The sequence below is a fragment of the Sinorhizobium kostiense genome, assembly GCF_017874595.1.
GTDB lineage: Bacteria > Pseudomonadota > Alphaproteobacteria > Rhizobiales > Rhizobiaceae > Sinorhizobium > Sinorhizobium kostiense.
The window spans coordinates 482,512-495,479 of the sequence record NZ_JAGILA010000001.1 but is presented as its reverse complement, the minus strand read 5'-3'; the positions used below and the strand labels follow the sequence as shown (position 1 = coordinate 495,479).

General features: G+C 61.3%; 12 protein-coding genes. 7 read left to right on the top strand and 5 right to left on the bottom strand.

Going from position 1 to position 12,968, the window contains the following annotated elements; genetic code table 11:
- Window positions 1-87: 87 nt before the first annotated feature.
- From J2Z31_RS02230 to J2Z31_RS02220, 3 genes are all read left to right on the top strand, one after another.
- Window positions 88-1,116 (top strand): ABC transporter ATP-binding protein, encoded by a 1,029-nt coding sequence (locus tag J2Z31_RS02230; protein WP_209600247.1) that lies wholly within the window; start codon window positions 88-90, stop codon window positions 1,114-1,116.
- 218 nt (window positions 1,117-1,334) lie between these two features.
- On the top strand, window positions 1,335-2,120 hold the full coding sequence (locus J2Z31_RS02225) for a ThuA domain-containing protein (protein ID WP_209600246.1): 786 nt from the start codon (window positions 1,335-1,337) through the stop codon (window positions 2,118-2,120).
- A 10-nt stretch (window positions 2,121-2,130) separates the two neighbouring features.
- Complete coding sequence (locus tag J2Z31_RS02220) at window positions 2,131-3,180, top strand: Gfo/Idh/MocA family protein (protein WP_209600245.1); 1,050 nt, start codon at window positions 2,131-2,133, stop codon at window positions 3,178-3,180.
- A gap of 149 nt (window positions 3,181-3,329) precedes the next feature.
- Here J2Z31_RS02220 and J2Z31_RS02215 read toward each other — a convergent pair whose 3' ends face one another.
- From J2Z31_RS02215 to J2Z31_RS02195, 5 genes are all read right to left on the bottom strand, one after another.
- Complete coding sequence (locus tag J2Z31_RS02215; protein ID WP_209600244.1) at window positions 3,330-5,123, bottom strand: methyl-accepting chemotaxis protein; 1,794 nt, start codon at window positions 5,121-5,123, stop codon at window positions 3,330-3,332.
- A gap of 351 nt (window positions 5,124-5,474) precedes the next feature.
- Window positions 5,475-6,128: a helix-turn-helix transcriptional regulator gene (locus tag J2Z31_RS02210; RefSeq protein ID WP_234939222.1), complete on the bottom strand. Its 654-nt coding sequence runs from the start codon at window positions 6,126-6,128 to the stop codon at window positions 5,475-5,477.
- 552 nt (window positions 6,129-6,680) lie between these two features.
- Complete coding sequence (locus J2Z31_RS02205) at window positions 6,681-7,037, bottom strand: SPW repeat protein (protein ID WP_209600242.1); 357 nt, start codon at window positions 7,035-7,037, stop codon at window positions 6,681-6,683.
- A gap of 241 nt (window positions 7,038-7,278) precedes the next feature.
- A complete protein-coding gene (locus tag J2Z31_RS02200; protein WP_209600241.1) occupies window positions 7,279-8,364 on the bottom strand; it encodes a patatin-like phospholipase family protein in 1,086 nt (361 codons plus the stop codon).
- Window positions 8,365-8,387: 23 nt separating this feature from the next.
- Window positions 8,388-9,218, bottom strand: coding sequence for a 3-hydroxybutyrate dehydrogenase (locus J2Z31_RS02195; protein ID WP_209600240.1), 831 nt, complete (start codon window positions 9,216-9,218; stop codon window positions 8,388-8,390).
- 269 nt (window positions 9,219-9,487) lie between these two features.
- Between J2Z31_RS02195 and J2Z31_RS02190 the strand changes: the two genes are divergently transcribed.
- From J2Z31_RS02190 to J2Z31_RS02175, 4 genes are all read left to right on the top strand, one after another.
- The gene (locus tag J2Z31_RS02190; RefSeq protein WP_209600239.1) at window positions 9,488-10,399 is read left to right on the top strand and encodes a LysR family transcriptional regulator; all 912 of its coding nucleotides are present in this window, start codon (window positions 9,488-9,490) and stop codon (window positions 10,397-10,399) included.
- A gap of 176 nt (window positions 10,400-10,575) precedes the next feature.
- Window positions 10,576-11,070 (top strand): cupin domain-containing protein, encoded by a 495-nt coding sequence (locus tag J2Z31_RS02185; RefSeq protein WP_209600238.1) that lies wholly within the window; start codon window positions 10,576-10,578, stop codon window positions 11,068-11,070.
- A gap of 82 nt (window positions 11,071-11,152) precedes the next feature.
- Window positions 11,153-12,412, top strand: a complete 1,260-nt coding sequence (locus tag J2Z31_RS02180; protein ID WP_209600237.1) for an MFS transporter — start codon at window positions 11,153-11,155, stop codon at window positions 12,410-12,412.
- A 36-nt stretch (window positions 12,413-12,448) separates the two neighbouring features.
- Window positions 12,449-12,931: a DUF302 domain-containing protein gene (locus J2Z31_RS02175; protein WP_209600236.1), complete on the top strand. Its 483-nt coding sequence runs from the start codon at window positions 12,449-12,451 to the stop codon at window positions 12,929-12,931.
- Window positions 12,932-12,968: the final 37 nt, after the last annotated feature.

The following is a 12,968-nucleotide window of genomic DNA, read 5'->3' as shown; positions in this document are numbered from 1 at the left end:
CCCACCTGACTTAGCACAAATGCGGCGAAAGCAATTGGATAGCTTCGCGCGAACATATGAGCATTCTAGAGATCCTGGGAGAAAATCATGGCTGAGCTGCAATTGCGCGACATCCGCAAGTCCTTCGGCGCTTTCGAGGTCATCAAGGGCGTCAGCATGGACATACGGGCCGGCGAATTCATGGTCTTCGTCGGGCCTTCCGGCTGCGGCAAGTCCACGCTCTTGAGACTGATCGCGGGGCTCGAGGAGATCACGTCCGGCACACTTTCCTTCGACGGCCAAGTGGTCAACCATCTCGTGCCGTCGAAACGCGGCATCGCCATGGTCTTCCAGTCCTATGCGCTTTATCCCCATATGACGGTCTTCGAGAACATGGCCTTCGGCATGCAGCTCGCCGGCAAGGGCAAGGATCAGTGCAGGAAGCGCGTGGAGACGGCGGCGGAGATGCTGCAACTCACCCCCTATCTCGAAAGGTTGCCGCGCCAGCTTTCCGGCGGACAGCGCCAGCGCGTCGCGATCGGCCGCGCGATCGTGCGCGATCCGAAGGTCTTCCTCTTCGACGAGCCGCTGTCGAATCTCGATGCGGCGCTGCGCGTGGCGACCCGAATCGAGATCGCCAGGCTTCACCGCAGCATGCACAAGACCACGATGATCTATGTCACGCACGACCAGGTGGAGGCGATGACGCTTGCCGACCGCATCTGCGTTCTGCGTGACGGGCGCGTCGAGCAGATCGGCACTCCGCTGGAGCTTTACGAAAACCCGAATTCGGTCTTCGTCGCCGGCTTCATCGGCTCGCCGAAAATGAATTTCCTTTCCGGTCCCTTCGCCTCGGCATACGACGCCCACACGATCGGCCTTCGTGCCGAGCATCTGGAAATCGATCCGGCGGGCGGTGTGTGGTCCGGAACGGTCGTCCACTCGGAGATGCTCGGTTCCGACAGCTATGTTTATCTCGACATCGGTACCGAGGAGCCGGTGATCGTCCGCGAGAGTGGCACGTCCCGCCATGGACCTGGAGAGACCGTGCGGATCTCGCCGGCTGCCGGCCAGATCCATCGCTTCGATGCGGCTGGGCGCTCCCTCGGGCGCATGCACATGCGGGGTGCCGCCTAGATCAACCTATTCGGGATCATTTCCAGACGCCAGACGTTAGACCGGCTACAGCGGCGCGTCTGATCAGACGCGCAAAGCTCGCTGCAGCACTCGAATCTGCATGTCTCCTCGGGTCCAGAACCAGAGGGGACATGCCGTCAGGCCCTGAGCCCGCGTCGACAATGTCAAACAGTATAGCGACACCCCTGCCGGGTGGCCAAACCACGAGGAGACTGACCTTGTCCATAAACGCAATCGTGTGGGGCGAAAACGTCCACGAGCAGAAAAATGCCACGGTTCGGGAAATCTACCCGGACGGCATGCATAACACCATTGCCGCGGCGCTCAATGCCGATCCGGCGATAGAGGCGACGACCGCTACCCTGCAGGAGCCCGAGCACGGCCTGAGCGAGAAGCGGCTCGCCTCTGCCGACGTGCTCCTCTGGTGGGGCCATGCCGCCCACGGCGCCGTCGACGACGAGATCGTCGAACGCGTCGCAAAACGGGTTTGGGAAGGCATGGGGCTGATCGTGCTCCATTCCGGCCACTTCTCAAAAGTCTTCAAACGACTGATGGGCACGCCCTGCGCGCTGAAGTGGCGCGAGGCGGGCGAACGGGAACGTGTATGGGTGGTCAATCCGCGCCACCCGATCGCCGAAGGCCTGGACGATCACTTCGTGATCGAGCACGAGGAAATGTATGGCGAATATTTCTCCGTACCCGAGCCGTTGGAGACGGTGTTCATCTCCTGGTTCGCCGGCGGCGAGGTCTTCCGCTCGGGGCTCACCTGGCGGCGCGGCGCGGGCAACATCTTCTATTTCCGCCCGGGGCATGAAACCTACCCCACCTATCACGACGCCACGGTGCACCACGTGCTCCGCAACGCGGTGAAATGGGCCTACAACCCTCAAGGTACCTACGAAGCGATCCACAAAGCCCCGAACGTGCCGGTCGAAAAGGCATTGGAACCGATCGAGGAACGCGGTCCGAAGCTGCATCGCGCCGGCCAAGCGGGTTACAGGTGAGGGCTCTCCCATGCGTCTGCTGATACTCGGAACGGGCGGCATGGCAAACAGCCACGCTAATGCATTCTCCAAGATAGAGGGCGTCGAGATAGTCGGCGCCGTCGATGTCGACCCGTCGCGTGCCAAGGCCTTCGCCGCCCAGCATGACATCGACCAGACCTTCACCTCGCTCGAGGAAGCGATCGCCTGGGGCGAGTTCGATGCGGTGACCAACGTCACGCCGGACAAGGCGCATCATCCGACGACGCTGGCGTTGATTGCCGCCGGCAAGCACGTGCTCTGCGAAAAGCCGCTTGCGGAGAACTACGACAAAGCGGCGGAAATGGCCGAGGCCGCCGAGCGCTCAGGCCTCGTCACCATGGTGAACCTCACCTATCGCAACGTCGCGCCGCTGCAGAAGGCGCGCGAGTTGGTCCTCAGCGGCGAAATCGGCCGGATTCGGCATCTGGAGGCGTCCTACCTGCAAAGCTGGCTGGTCTCCAAGGCCTGGGGAGATTGGGCGCGAGAGTCGAAGTGGCTGTGGCGGCTTTCGACGAAGCATGGCTCCAACGGCGTCCTCGGCGACGTCGGCATCCATATCCTGGACTTCGCCGGCTATGGTGCCGGCAGTTCGGTCGAGCGGGTCTTCGCGCGCCTCAAGTCCTTTGAAAAGGCGCCGGGAAACCGCATCGGCGAATATGACCTCGACGCCAATGACAGCTTCGCGATGACGGTGGAACTGGAGAATGGGGCGATGGGCGTGATCCACGCGAGCCGCTGGGCGACCGGCCATCTGAATGAGTTGAGGCTGAGGCTGCACGGCGACAAGGGCGCGCTGGAAGTGGTCCACACGCCGCAAGGGTCGCTGCTCAAGGGCTGCTTGGGGGAGGACGTCGAAGCGGCCGTCTGGCGCGAGATCGACTCCGGTACGGTGCCGACCAACTACCAGCGCTTCGTCGAGGCCGCCCGGGCGGGACAGATGGTCGAACCCGGCTTCCGCCACGCCGCCAACTTGCAGAAGGTCCTGGATCTTGCGATCGAAACCGAGCGCGCGCGCTGCGAAGTCGAAATTGTCGCCTGAGCATTTTGCCGCCACATGGAATTGCAATCCCGTGAGCGCATCTCCTCACAAGGCGCGTCGCGTGCGAGGCGCCTTGTGGGAGACCAGGAATTGCTCGAAAGAACGCGCTAACACCGAAGATACGTGAACGCCGTCCATCGGTTCAGCTATCAAAACGACTCCCAATTGTCGGATGCAACGGCAGCATTGCCGTGGAAGGCGGCCGCTACCTTGGTCGCCATCAACCGCGCCGGGGAGGCGACGGGTTTCGATGCGGCGGTAGCCTCGGTCACCCGCGTCTGACGCGAAGTCACGCTGTTTCCGATGTTGAACTGGCCCAGCAACTGGAACAGCGCCTCGGCCTCTCTGGCGAGGCTGTGAGCCGCGGCTGTCGATTCTTCGACCATCGCCGCATTCTGCTGCGTGCCCTGATCCATCGTGTTGACCGCCTCGTTGATCTCCTTGATCCCGGTGGCCTGCTCTCTGGCAGCTTCGACGATCGCCTCGACATTGCCGTTGACCTGTTGGACCTGCGATACGATCGCATCGAGTACCGTGCCCGTTTCACCGACGAGCGCCACGCCGCTCTTAACATGCGCGTTCGAATCAGTAATCAGGTCCTTGATCTCCTTTGCGGCCTTGGCCGACCGCTGGGCAAGTTCGCGCACCTCTTGGGCAACGACGGCGAAACCCTTTCCGGCATCACCGGCGCGCGCCGCCTCGACCCCAGCGTTGAGCGCCAGAAGATTGGTCTGGAAGGCGATCTCGTCGATGACGCCGATAATGTTGGAGATCTCCGAGGAGGAGTTCTCGATCTTGCCCATGGCCTCGATGGCGCTGCGCACGACTTTGCCGGAGTGCTCGGCGTTTTCGCGCGTCTTGCGGACCAGTTGTCCCGCCTCTTCCGCACGGCGGCTAGTATCGGTTACGGTGGTGGTGATCTCTTCAAGGGCTGCGGCTGTTTCCTCGACCGAGGCGGCCTGCTGTTCCGTCCGCCTCGACAGATCGTCGGAGGCCGACTGAATCTGCTGCGAGCCGGCCGCGATCCCGCTCGCGTTTTCGGCCACCGCCTGCATAGCCGTACGCAGCTTCTCCATCGCGGCGTTGAAGTCGATTCTAAGCTTTTCCAGACTGGGAATGAACGGGGTGGTCAGGTTCTGCGTCAGATCACCGTTCGAGAGTTGCGTCAGCGCGGCCGCGAGTTGGTCGACATTATTCACCCGGGCGGTGACGTCGGTGGCGAATTTGACGACCTTGAAGACCCTGCCGTTCATGTCGAAGATCGGGTTGTACGAGGCTTGGATGTAGACTCTCTTGCCGGCCTTGCCGATCCGCAGGAATTCGTCGGCGATGAATTCGCCTCCCGACAGCCGCTGCCAGAAGCGGCGATAGTCGTCACTGGCCGAATAGGCGCTGTCGCAGAACATCGAATGGTGGCGGCCTTGGATTTCCGAGAACTGATAGCCGAGCGCCGAGAGGAAATTCTGATTCGCCGCCAGGATGTCACCGCTCGGCGTGAACTCGATGACCGCCTGCGCGCGTGAAAGAGCCTCAAGCTTGCCGGTATCCTCACTACTTTTCAGCTTTTGTGCCGTGATTTCGGTAGCGAATTTGAAGACCTTGTAGGGCTTGCCGCCTCGGAAGACGGGATTGTAGGAGGCTTCGATCCACACTTCCTTGCCACCCTTGCCGATGCGCTTGTACTGGCGCTGGTCGAACTCACCGCGGTTGAGCCTTGCCCAGAACTCCCGGTACTCGGGGGAGGAGGCCTCCGCCGGATCAACGAACATGCGGTGATGCTGTCCGATGATCTCGGATGCTTCGTAGCCGAGGGCGCGGCAAAAATTGGCGTTGGCCGTCAGAACCTTGCCAGTCAGGTCGAACTCGATGATAGCTTGCGACTTGCCGATCGCAGCAAGGACAGCTTTGGCGTCAGACCCAAAACCGAATGCTATTGCCTTCATGTCGTATCCTCCAAAAGTAAGCGTCGTATTGCCCCGGTTGTTGCCAGGCGCGCGTGCGGCAACCGCCGCAAACGGCAGCGCGAAGGCCGGCTCACCGACCGGATCAGGGCGTCTGTGGCGGTAGGGATTGTCTGTTGATGCGATGAACGCGCGTCGCGAAAGCCGCCGCCATCATGGCAGGTTAGGCGCGACTATGCGCCGCCTCGCTGTCCCAAATTTGGGATAGGATGGTTTCGAAACAGTGAAGGAAGGCGGCTTTATTTGAATTTCGTTTGCGGGAGGGCGCTCTGAACAGTAGTTATTCTATCGTGCGTAGAGAAAATTTATTACATAACAAGTTTCGCATGTTTCTCAGTTGATAATCTGTCGACGGATCGCTTCGGCTATAGCGTGCGCGCGATTGGCGGCGCCAAGCTTGCGGGTCGCGCGCTTGAGATAGGTGTTGACCGTTTCGGTTTGGTATTTCGAGGCGGCTGCGATTTCCTCGCTTGTCATGCCTTTGCTCGCCAATCCGAGGCAGTTTAGCTCGCCTGCCGAAAGACCGTAGGTACTCGCCGCAAAGCGGTCCATCAGGGGCTTCGTGACAGATTTGTGGAGCGGTTCGGCGAGAAAAGTCAGCAACTGCCGTTCGCTTCCCGTGAATGCATGGTCGTTTGTAAAGCAGACGCAACCGTAGACGCGCTCGTCTCTCGACAGAGGAACCAGGAACCGATTGCAGATGCCAAACGACCGATGCAAGTGCTCGAGGCGTGTCGGCGCCGCCATCGTGCCGAACGCTTCTTCGTCGGACATCGGCACATTCCGCTCTCGGGTCAGGATCAGCAGCGGGTCGGAAAGACAAAGCTCTTCGGCAAAGTAGGCTTCCACATAAGCCGACGGAAAGGAAGTGTCCGTCGAGCGGCCGCGGCCGAAGTGATAGCCGTCTATGTCGAGACCCCCGACGGCAATATGCTTGAACCCAACCGATTTGCGCAGTTGGTCCACCAACGTGTTGTTTTGCAGCATGCGGTGGGCCGGAACGGCGGAGAGGCTACGATAGGAACTAAAAGAAGGAATGGCGATGCAGCCCATCTACAACCTCGAATACGTATAAGCACCCGGCGCAACTTTTCGCGCCGTTTACTTAATCAACCGTTAAGACCGAGGTAATGAGTGTGGACTTCCCGGCCGCGGGAGGATTCGGCTAGGAGACAAGACGATCGGAAGCCTTGCGGCACTTAAGGAATAGACATGCATGCTTGGGAAAGGCGCCAGATTGGCCCTCCTTCGGAGCGATGGATCCCGCCAACTCGACCCCGATTAGGTGGAGCGACGCCGTCTTCGCCAAGGCTGCAAGCAGTTCGGTATCAGGCGCCGCTCAAGTCGGCGAGCGGGAACAGGCCGCAACGCGGCTCGTCCCACTCGAATGCTCGTCATTCCCGGCTTCGTTCCGGGCTACAGCGCCGCGCGTCATTTCAGACCCATTCAGACGCGCAAAGGTCGCTGTAACCCTTTGAATCTGCGCATCGAGCTTTCCGAAATTCCGTTCCGTTTTCGGCCCGATGCGCTAGCGGTGAGCTAGGCATGCAGGTGATGGCGATGATCCCAGACCGCCCATGCTGCCAGTGCGGCCACAAGCAGACCAAGAATGACGTGGGTCCACATTGCATTGGCGTTCGCCATGAAACCGAGGATCCAGGGAGACACGATCAACCAGAGCCCGATGACCATATTGGCCCATTCCTCCCATTCGGCGAAGGCCGAAAGAGTTGCGACCGCCAAGGCGCCGAGCACGATCCCGACGATCCAGGCGTTCCAGGTCGGCGTGGTTTCCGATGCAAAGCCGATGACCCAGGGAGAAAGGAACAGGCATATTGCCAAGACCAGGTTCGCCCAGTCCTGGGCTCTTCTTCCTGCCACGAGAGTGTTGGGCATGAGAACCTCCACACATGAAGTTTCGTCAAAGCGTCACCACTCGCGTGCAACACACGTTGCAACTCCGCTCGCTTCAAATCGGACGGTCGCTGTAACGCTTTGAATTGCTGCGTAATTTTACCCGTAAATCAATACGGATTCAAGAAATCCCGCACATGCGGTTTTCTGGTTCATTCCGTTGCCTTTCCCAGTCAGACAGGCGGGGCCGATTCGTCGCGATGCGTGGGCCCGGATAGATCGGCTAGAGGTAGCGAGCGCTGATATCGACGCTCGAGCGCTTACCGATCGCGTCGTAGTTCGCCGTCAGCCACTCCTCGGCGCATTGTCGCCCACGGTCGCGAAGATCGACGAGCGCGCCCCATTCGGCATTGAGCTTGCTTGATACGCTCAGGTTTCTCATCGTCTCGTCGTCGGAGATGCCGTGCACGAAGATGCGCTTGAGATCGAGGTCGTTAGCGGCCCTGGAATCGATCAGCTGCGTCACGAAGGCGATCGCCCGCATCTCCCGGAGCAGCGAGGAGTTGAAGCTGATCTCGTTGATCCTGTTGAGGATCTCCGCCGCGGTTCGCGGCAGTTCCGTTCGCTCCAGCGGATTGATGTGAATCACCAGCACGTCAGGCGTGTCGCAGCTATAGATCAGTGGAAAGATCGCGGGATTTCCCATATAGCCGCCGTCCCAATAGGCTTCGCCGTCGATCTCCACCGCCTGGAAGAGAAACGGCAGGCAGGCCGATGCCATCACGGCATCGATCGAGATCTCGTCGTTGGAAAACACCTTGACCTTGCCGGTGCGCACATTGGTCGCGCAGATGTTGAGCTTGACCGGACAGCGCGACATGCGGATCGCATCGAGGTCGATCGATTGCTCCAGCACCCGGCGCAGCGGATTGTAGTTCAACGGATTGAACTGGTAGGGCGAAAGCAGCCGCGTCACCATGTCGAAGAGTACGAAAGCAGGCGAATGCTCCAATGATTTCGACCGTGTCATACGGTCAAGCAGGCTCGGTTGCAGGGGGCTGAAGGCCGCCGCATGGCTGATGCGGCGCCAGAAATTGGCGAGCGCCCTCTGGGCGCCGCCGCGACCTCCCTCCGCCAGCCCATAGGCAAGGACGGCCGCATTCATGGCGCCGGCGCTTGTCGCGACGATGCCTTCGAAGGACAGGTTCGGCTCGTCAAGCAGCCGGTCGAGCACGCCCCAGGTGAAGGCGCCATGCGCACCGCCGCCCTGAAGCGCCAGATTGATAGTCCGCGGCGGGCGCGTCTCACTTGCCAAGGCGCGCGCCTGGTGCTCGGAGGTGGACGGGTCGATTTGGGTGTGCTTGTTCATGACTACTCTCCTGTCGCATCCGGTCAGTGGGCGGTCCAGCCGCCGTCGACGGGGATGGCGGCGCCGGTAATCGAGGCAGCAGCGCTGCTGCAAAGAAAGACGCTCAGCGCCCCCATTTCCTCGACTGTCGCGAAGCGCTTGGTCGGCTGGTATTTCAGGAACACGTCGCGGATCACCGCATCGCGGGCGATGCCGTGCGACTTCGCTTGACCGTCGATCTGCGCCTCCACGAGCGGTGTCCAGACATAGCCGGGGCAGATCGCATTGGCCGTGATGCCGAATTCCGCCCCTTCGAGGGCCACGACCTTGGTGAGGCCGACGAGCCCATGTTTGGCGGCCACGTAGGCCGATTTGTAGGGCGACGCAACGAGGCCATGGGCCGAGGCGACATTGATGATGCGCCCATAGCCGCGGGCGCGCATCCCGCCGTAGGTCGCCTGAACCAGATGAAAGGCGGCGGTGAGGTTGATCGACAGGATCGCGTCCCACTTGCCCTGAGGGAATTCGTCTATCGGCGCGACATGCTGTATGCCGGCATTGTTGACGACGATGTCGACCTGCCCGAAACGGGCGCCGGCGCGCTCGACCATCATCCGGATCGCCTCCGGGTCCGACATGTCGGCGCCGTCATAGGCGGCGTCGACGTCGTTTTCCTCCGCTATTTCGGCCCGTTGCCGTTCGATCTCGGCCGGGTCGCCGAAACCGTTGAGCATCACTGCCGCACCCGCCTTGGCAAGCGCCTGCGCGATGCCGAGACCAATGCCGCTGGTCGAACCGGTAACGATGGCGCTGCGCCCCTCGAGCGCCCTGCGGCCGAACATCGCGTCGATTTCAGCGTCGGTACTTTTGAGCATGTCCACGTCTCCTCGCGTTTCGGCCGAAGGGCCTTTTGCCGGAAGAGAATGGCGCTCAATTCATTTCAACTGAAATGCCACTGTGCTATGAATTCGATAGGTGAATTGCATTGGCGGAGGCGGCGCGCCCATAGCAACGTCATCGCCTCGACCTCGGCGCGTCGCGCCGTCCAGTACGCGACAAAGCGCTGTAGCACTTTGATATGATTGTTTTTTAGATCGGATAGGATCCGAAGCATTATGCCTTAGAAGCCTTCCGGGGGGCAGGTATGGACATTCACCATGTTCGTTATTTCCTGGCGGTATGCGACACGCGCAACTTCACGCGCGCCGCCGAGAAATGCAATGTCACCCAGCCGGCACTGAGCCGCGCTATCCAGCAGCTCGAAGACGAGGTCGGCGGCCTCCTGTTCCGACGCGAACGCAACTTGACCCACCTGACAGATCTCGGAAATCTGCTCAGGCCGCGTTTCCAGTCGATCCTCGACGAACTGTCAGGCGTCCGGCAGGAGGCGTCGCGCTTCCTCTGCCTGGAGGACGCGCATGTGAAGGTCGGTATCATGTGCACGATCGGGCCGCGCCGATTTACCGGCCTGCTTTCCGATTTCAACATGCGCCACCGCGGGATCCAGCTCCAGCTTGTCGAAGGTGTACCCTCCAGGCTTTCCGAACTGCTGGAGGCCGGCGAGATCGACGTGGCCATAATGGCGAGCAGCGACCGCTTCCCCGAACGTTTCGACGTGACCCCGCTGTTTCGCGAAAGGTTCATGCTCGCCTTTCCTGCCGGTCACCGCCTCTGTCAATACGATGCGGTACCCATCACCGCCATAGACGGCGAAATCTATCTCAGGCGGGTGAATTGCGAGTACTGGGACTATCTGACGGACTTGTGCGAGTCTCATGGTGTGAAAACCCAGATTTCCTATTCCAGCGAGCGCGAGGATTGGATCCAGAATATGGTGGCCGGCGGCCTCGGGATCTGCTTCATTCCCGAATACAGCGCCGTCATTCCCGGTCTGCAGGTGCGGCCAGTCGCCGAACCGGAGGTCACGCGGGAGGTGTGTCTCGTCACCGTTGCCGGTCGGCGGTTCTCCCCGGCCGTCGCCACCTTCGTCGGTTCGGTGAAGTCCTACGGCTGGGCCGCCCCGCATTCCAGCATCGACATGCGACGCATCGCCTGATCCCCTGCGGCCAATCCGGGCCGGGCGCCCGGCGGCGGCCGTGCATCTCCTCTCCTGCAATAGCTCTGAGCTATGGAAATCAAAAGCAGGCGGCATTTCTTTGTCGGCTGAATGTCGCGCAATCTCCTTGTGCCGCCGGAAAATCTCCGGCGTTACCGACAAAGGAGAACCCCGACATGACTCATAAGCCAACTGCTGGTCGCCTGCCCCTGACCCTTGCGGCAACGCTCGGCCTCGTCGCCTCAACCTTCGCGGCGATGCCTGCTGCTGCCGGCGAATGCCCTCCGGACCAGGTCGCAGCAGGCGCCATGAAACCGGGCGCGACTGCGCCGGAAGGCGTCACCGACGAGGTGCTTGCCTCGATCGATCTTTCCTCGAAGGGCGGCGACTGGAAAGGAAGTGCCCTGCGGTTCCGCAAGCTCGTGGTCCAGCCGGGCGGCGTCGTGCCGTGGCACTCGCACGAGGCACGCCCCGCCAACATCCTGATCCTCGAGGGCACGATCAGCGAATATCGCAGCACCTGCAAGGTCCCGATCGAGCACAAGGCGGGGGAAGTCACCGCCGAATTCGGCGACCTTGCCCATTGGTGGAAGAACAACGGCGACAAACCGGCCGTCCTCTATTCGGCCGATATCCTGCCGCCGATGTCGGATCACGCCGACACCATGTGAGCCGCGACGAAATCGCACATCAACCAAATCCGGACGTTTCCGGCCGTTGGCGGGAAACGTCCATTTTCAAGGAGGATTGGCGATGGCGAACCGCGATCGCGCCTCGCTGCCGAGGCCCGTGTCCACTCCCGCGACGCCGGCGGCCGACATTTGGCATCTCGGCATCATTTCCCTTATCGCATTCCTGACCCTGGTCGATCTCTTCGCCGCTCAGGCGATCCTGCCGTCGTTGCAGAGGGAATTCGGCGTCAGCCGCGCCGCCATGGGTTTCGCGGTCAATGCCAGCACCTTCGGCATGGCCGCCGCAGGCCTCGCAGTCGGCATCTTCGGGCGCAACCTGGACAGGCGAAACGGCATCTGGATCAGTCTCGCATTGCTTGCCGTGCCGACCATGTTGCTCTCGACGACCCGGGACCTGGCAATCTTCGCCGGCCTACGTGTGGCGCAGGGACTGTGCATGGCAACCGCGTTCACCCTTACCATGGCTTACCTTGCGGAGCATTTCCCGGCGGACCGGGCAACGGGCGCGCTTGCGGCCTATGTCACCGGCAATGTCGCCAGCAATCTCTTCGGCCGCATTCTCTCGGCAGCGGTTGCCGATCTCGGCGGATTGTCGATCAATTTCCAGACTTTCGCGCTTCTCAATCTGGCTGGCGCGGCCCTCGTCTGGGCCACTTTGAAGCGGACTGAGCACATGATGCCGGGTCGGCGGATACGAAGTCACGCGAGCTGGCGTTCGGTGCTCGGCAATCGAGGCCTGCAGAGCATGCTTGGCATTGGCTTCCTGATCTTGTTCGTGTTCATCGGGACCTACACCTATGTCAACTTCCGGCTCGTCGAGCTCGGGCTTTCACCGATGCAGCTCGGGCTCGTCTATTTCGTCTTCCTGCCATCCTTGCTGACTACGCCGCTGGGCGGTCTGGTTTCACGTCGCCTCGGCGCCGGGGCGGGCATCATGCTCATGCTCTTCCTGGCGGTTCTGGGGCTCATCGCGCTCCTCAGCGCCAGCCTTGCCGCGGTGCTTGCCGGCCTCGCGATTATCGCGATCGGCACCTTTCTCGCCCAGGCGCTTGCAACCAGTGAGGTCGGTCGCATCGCCGCCGCGGAAAAGGCGGCGGCAAGCGGCGCCTACCTCGCCTCCTATTACACCGGCGGGCTCTTCGGCAGCCTGGTGGTCGGCCAGATCTACGATCGCTTCGGCTGGAACATCTCGGTGCTGACGCTCGCCGCGATGCTCATGCTTGCCATGCTTCTCGCCGTTCCGCTGTGCATCATGAGGTCCAGTTATCGAAACGGACAAGACACGGCATTATCAAAATCGGGCGGCCAACCGCATCCTTGAGACAGCCCGTCAGGGGCAACAGAGAGGAGCGTTGAAATGATGAAATTAAGCAATGCAATACGGAAGGCCGCCCTGATCGCCACCGCTGTTATCGCATCGGCGCAGATATCGACCGCAGTGGCCGGAGACAGGGACGGTATCGTCACGGTCAAGAGCCGCTATTCGGTCGGCGAGACGGTGAACCGGATCAAGCGCAGCGTCGAGGAAAAGGGTATTACCCTTTTCGGCGTCGTCGATCAGGCCAAGCTCGGCAACGCCGCCGGCAACAAGGTGCGCCCGTCGCGCCTGGTCATGTTCGGCAACCCAGCGCTCGGCACGACTTTCATCACTGCCAATCCGCTCGCCGGACTCGACTGGCCCGTCCGCGTGCTCGTCTACCAGGCGAAGGACGGCTCGGTCTATGCCGCCTATACGGACTTCAGCTGGATCGCTAAACGCCATCGCATCGAGAACAGGGGCCGCGAGTTCGCCATGGCCTCCGAGGTGATCAAGGCCGTCACCGACAGCGTGAGAAAATAGTGGGCTGATGGGCGCCGTGCGTCCTACACGCATGGTG

Coding starts and splice junctions, on each gene's coding strand:
- J2Z31_RS02230 (WP_209600247.1), top strand. CDS start 88: ATGGCTGAGCTGCAATTGCGCGACATCCGCAAGTCCTTCGGCGCTTTC.
- J2Z31_RS02220 (WP_209600245.1), top strand. CDS start 2,131: ATGCGTCTGCTGATACTCGGAACGGGCGGCATGGCAAACAGCCACGCT.
- J2Z31_RS02215 (WP_209600244.1), bottom strand. CDS start 5,123: ATGAAGGCAATAGCATTCGGTTTTGGGTCTGACGCCAAAGCTGTCCTT.
- J2Z31_RS02210 (WP_234939222.1), bottom strand. CDS start 6,128: ATGCTGCAAAACAACACGTTGGTGGACCAACTGCGCAAATCGGTTGGG.
- J2Z31_RS02205 (WP_209600242.1), bottom strand. CDS start 7,037: ATGCCCAACACTCTCGTGGCAGGAAGAAGAGCCCAGGACTGGGCGAAC.
- J2Z31_RS02200 (WP_209600241.1), bottom strand. CDS start 8,364: ATGAACAAGCACACCCAAATCGACCCGTCCACCTCCGAGCACCAGGCG.
- J2Z31_RS02195 (WP_209600240.1), bottom strand. CDS start 9,218: ATGCTCAAAAGTACCGACGCTGAAATCGACGCGATGTTCGGCCGCAGG.
- J2Z31_RS02190 (WP_209600239.1), top strand. CDS start 9,488: ATGGACATTCACCATGTTCGTTATTTCCTGGCGGTATGCGACACGCGC.
- J2Z31_RS02185 (WP_209600238.1), top strand. CDS start 10,576: ATGACTCATAAGCCAACTGCTGGTCGCCTGCCCCTGACCCTTGCGGCA.
- J2Z31_RS02180 (WP_209600237.1), top strand. CDS start 11,153: ATGGCGAACCGCGATCGCGCCTCGCTGCCGAGGCCCGTGTCCACTCCC.
- J2Z31_RS02175 (WP_209600236.1), top strand. CDS start 12,449: ATGATGAAATTAAGCAATGCAATACGGAAGGCCGCCCTGATCGCCACC.